At 45.8% G+C, this 2,699-nt stretch carries 3 protein-coding genes; all 3 read left to right on the forward strand.

The annotated features are described in order from the left end of the window. A partial coding sequence (locus HMPREF2541_RS01680; protein WP_305765344.1) for a virulence factor TspB C-terminal domain-related protein occupies positions 1-1,140 on the forward strand: 1,140 nt, incomplete at its 5' end. Positions 1,141-1,168: 28 nt separating this feature from the next. Next, positions 1,169-1,456 (forward strand): DUF2523 family protein, encoded by a 288-nt coding sequence (locus HMPREF2541_RS01685; RefSeq protein WP_070541392.1) that lies wholly within the window; start codon positions 1,169-1,171, stop codon positions 1,454-1,456. A gap of 171 nt (positions 1,457-1,627) precedes the next feature. After that, complete coding sequence (locus HMPREF2541_RS01690) at positions 1,628-2,590, forward strand: IS110 family RNA-guided transposase (protein WP_070541394.1); 963 nt, start codon at positions 1,628-1,630, stop codon at positions 2,588-2,590. The last annotated feature ends 109 nt before the right edge of the window (positions 2,591-2,699 follow it).

Here is a 2,699-nt window from a genome sequence, read left to right on the forward strand (position 1 = left end):
GGCGGCATCTCCGGCGTAGAATCCGCCATTAACGCCTACCAACAGGCCAAAAATCCAGACAATGCCGCTGAAGCACTCGCTCAAGCCGCTGCACAGAAAGCAGATCAAACCGCAAAGCGGATGCAACAGCAATACGAACAATCACAAGCCTATCAAGACTATCTTCCCCAAGCCAACGGCAAGCCCAAAGCTTATCCCTCGCTTTTGATAGTAAACAGCGGCAATCTGGCAGGGGTTTATATCGTGCCGCCTTTGTCTGGCACCCATTCGGGCGGTTATATCGACCAGATTACGCTTACACTTAGAGACGGCGGAACATTTACGCTTGGCCAGGTATGCCGTGGCTCGTGCCCGTATCAAGGCGGATATCGCGCCGAAAACATAGACGAGAAAAACTATCAGCAGTATCTTCCCCAAATTCAGCAAGCCGTAGCCGCCGCTCAGCCACAACCGACAATAGAAGATTTCTTGCTCACCCAAGCTGAAGCCCAGAATGTTTTAGCCAAATACATGGAGCAAATGCTAAACGACAATAACCGCAACCATACAGAGTTGATGAACGCACTTTGGGCGGGCGGCGGCCTTAATCCCGGCAATACCCAAAGCATGGTAACCGGTACACCCGGCGATAACACATTTTTAACCGAACCCTATACACCGGTCGGATCCAACCAAGCGCAACAAACACAATTCACAATCAACAATAACGGCACCGTTACACAAACCATCGTTCAGCGGCCGGACTTAGCCGCCAATACCAGCCAGGCGCCTACCCGTGCCGAAGTCGGCCAGCAGCAAAGCCAGCAGGATACCCGCCCGGCCAAAAGCGACAGTACCGCAGAAAAGCCCGATATTTGCGCGCAAAATCCCAATAGTATGATGTGTGCCCCAATGGGGAATATGGACTATCAAGATATCGTATTACCACAGCAAAACATCAATATTGCCCTTTCCCCGCTCCATATCTTCAACACAGATGCAGCCTGCCCAGCGCCCACAAGCTTCAATATAGCCGGTACCAGTCAAAGCCTGAGTTACGAACCCATGTGCGACACCGCCCGCAAAGCACGTCCATTTGTCATCATGATGGCAATGACGGCCGCATTTTTAATGGTATTTAGCGCCCTTAATCGCCGTTAGGCAGCCTGAAGAATAGAAAGGAAAAAGCATGGGCAAAACCCTAGCCGGTATGTTTACCGCCGTTCTGACTACCCTAGCAGGCAAAATCATCATGGCATTAGGCATTTCCGCCATTTCCTACACCGGCCTAAACCTGCTCCAAACCCAGATGATTAATGCACTAACTGATCAGCTTTCCGCCGCTCCGCTCTCCGCCGTCCAGATCATGTATATAGGCGGCCTAGGGGTGGCTCTAAACTGGATACTAGGTGCAGTAGCCTTTCTCGTTTCCTTTAATTCGGTGGCCAAGCTCGGCAGCATATTCCGGCAGAAGTGATATAGAATAGATATTCTAACTGGTTCAAAACTTGCTTAAAGCATAAAGCCGCATCACGCCTACATTTAGCCTTGTCATTTAGACAATGGGAAAGATTGGCGGATGTGGCTTTACTTATGCCAAAAATCAATACGGTATCTTTGTCCACAGACACAATATAAGGATTGCATCATGCAAAAAATCGCCCTTGGTTTGGATATTTCTAAGCAAACCATAGACGCATATTTCAGCGGTCAAGAAGATTTTATGCGCGTTATGAACAATCAGGCAGGAATAGAAAAATTGATAGAACGCATAAAAAGCCATCAACAACAAGGTAAGGAAATTCATGCTTGCTGCGAATACACCGGCGTTTATTACTTGCCGCTGGTCAGCGCATTGCATGAATCAGGAATCAAGATTAGCGTAATCAATCCGCTTTCTATCAAGCTGTACGCAGAATACAGATTAAGACGAACAAAAACCGACAAACAAGATGCGAAACTAATTGCCGATTATTGCGAAAAAGAAAATCCGCCATTATGGAGACCCATATCAGAAAAGCGTAATACTTTAAAGGTATTGAATAGGCGGATTGAGCAATTAAACGTTTTACTGAATATAGAAAGCAACAGACAAGAAGTATCAGATACAGTAATAAAATCAGGAATAGAAAGAATATTAGAAGCAATAAAAAACGAGATAGAAAGCTGTAAGAAAGCCATTCAAAATTTGATAGATTCCGATAAAGAATTAAGCCATAACCAAAAGCTATTGCAAACAATCAGCGGCGTAGGAAAATCTACAGCCGCATGGCTTTTGTCTGTACTGGTTGATATAGATAAATTTGAGAACTCAAAGAAGCTAATCAGCTATTTAGGACTATCGCCCGTAATCAAAGATTCAGGCACAAGCGTTAGACAAGCCAAAATATCCAAGATGGGCGATAAGAAAGTGAGAAAAGCACTTTACTATCCAGCTCGGGCAGCTTGCCTAAGATCCAAACTGTGGCGGCCTTGGTTTGAGCAAAAGATAAAACAGGGCAAACACCCAAAGCAAATCTATATCCTGATGATGTGCAAAATCGTCAAATACGCCTATGCCGTGATTAAAACAGGCCAGCCGTTTGACGAGAATCGGCACAAACCAGCGTAAAACAGCAGTTTGAAGTGTTGCAAAAAAGCGGCAGCCTATGGCTATCGCTGCCTTACTGTTGCTTGCGTTTTTAAAAAGTTCTTGACTTTCGATTACGGTATCTTTCCCT

The sequence above is a fragment of the Eikenella sp. HMSC061C02 genome (assembly GCF_001809035.1).
GTDB classification, from domain to species: Bacteria; Pseudomonadota; Gammaproteobacteria; order Burkholderiales; family Neisseriaceae; genus Eikenella; species Eikenella corrodens.

What these genes read in the sequence shown, in the direction of transcription:
- HMPREF2541_RS01690 (WP_070541394.1), top strand. Translation starts at nt 1,628, where the DNA reads ATGCAAAAAATCGCCCTTGGTTTGGATATTTCTAAGCAAACCATAGAC.
- HMPREF2541_RS01685 (WP_070541392.1), top strand. Translation starts at nt 1,169, where the DNA reads ATGGGCAAAACCCTAGCCGGTATGTTTACCGCCGTTCTGACTACCCTA.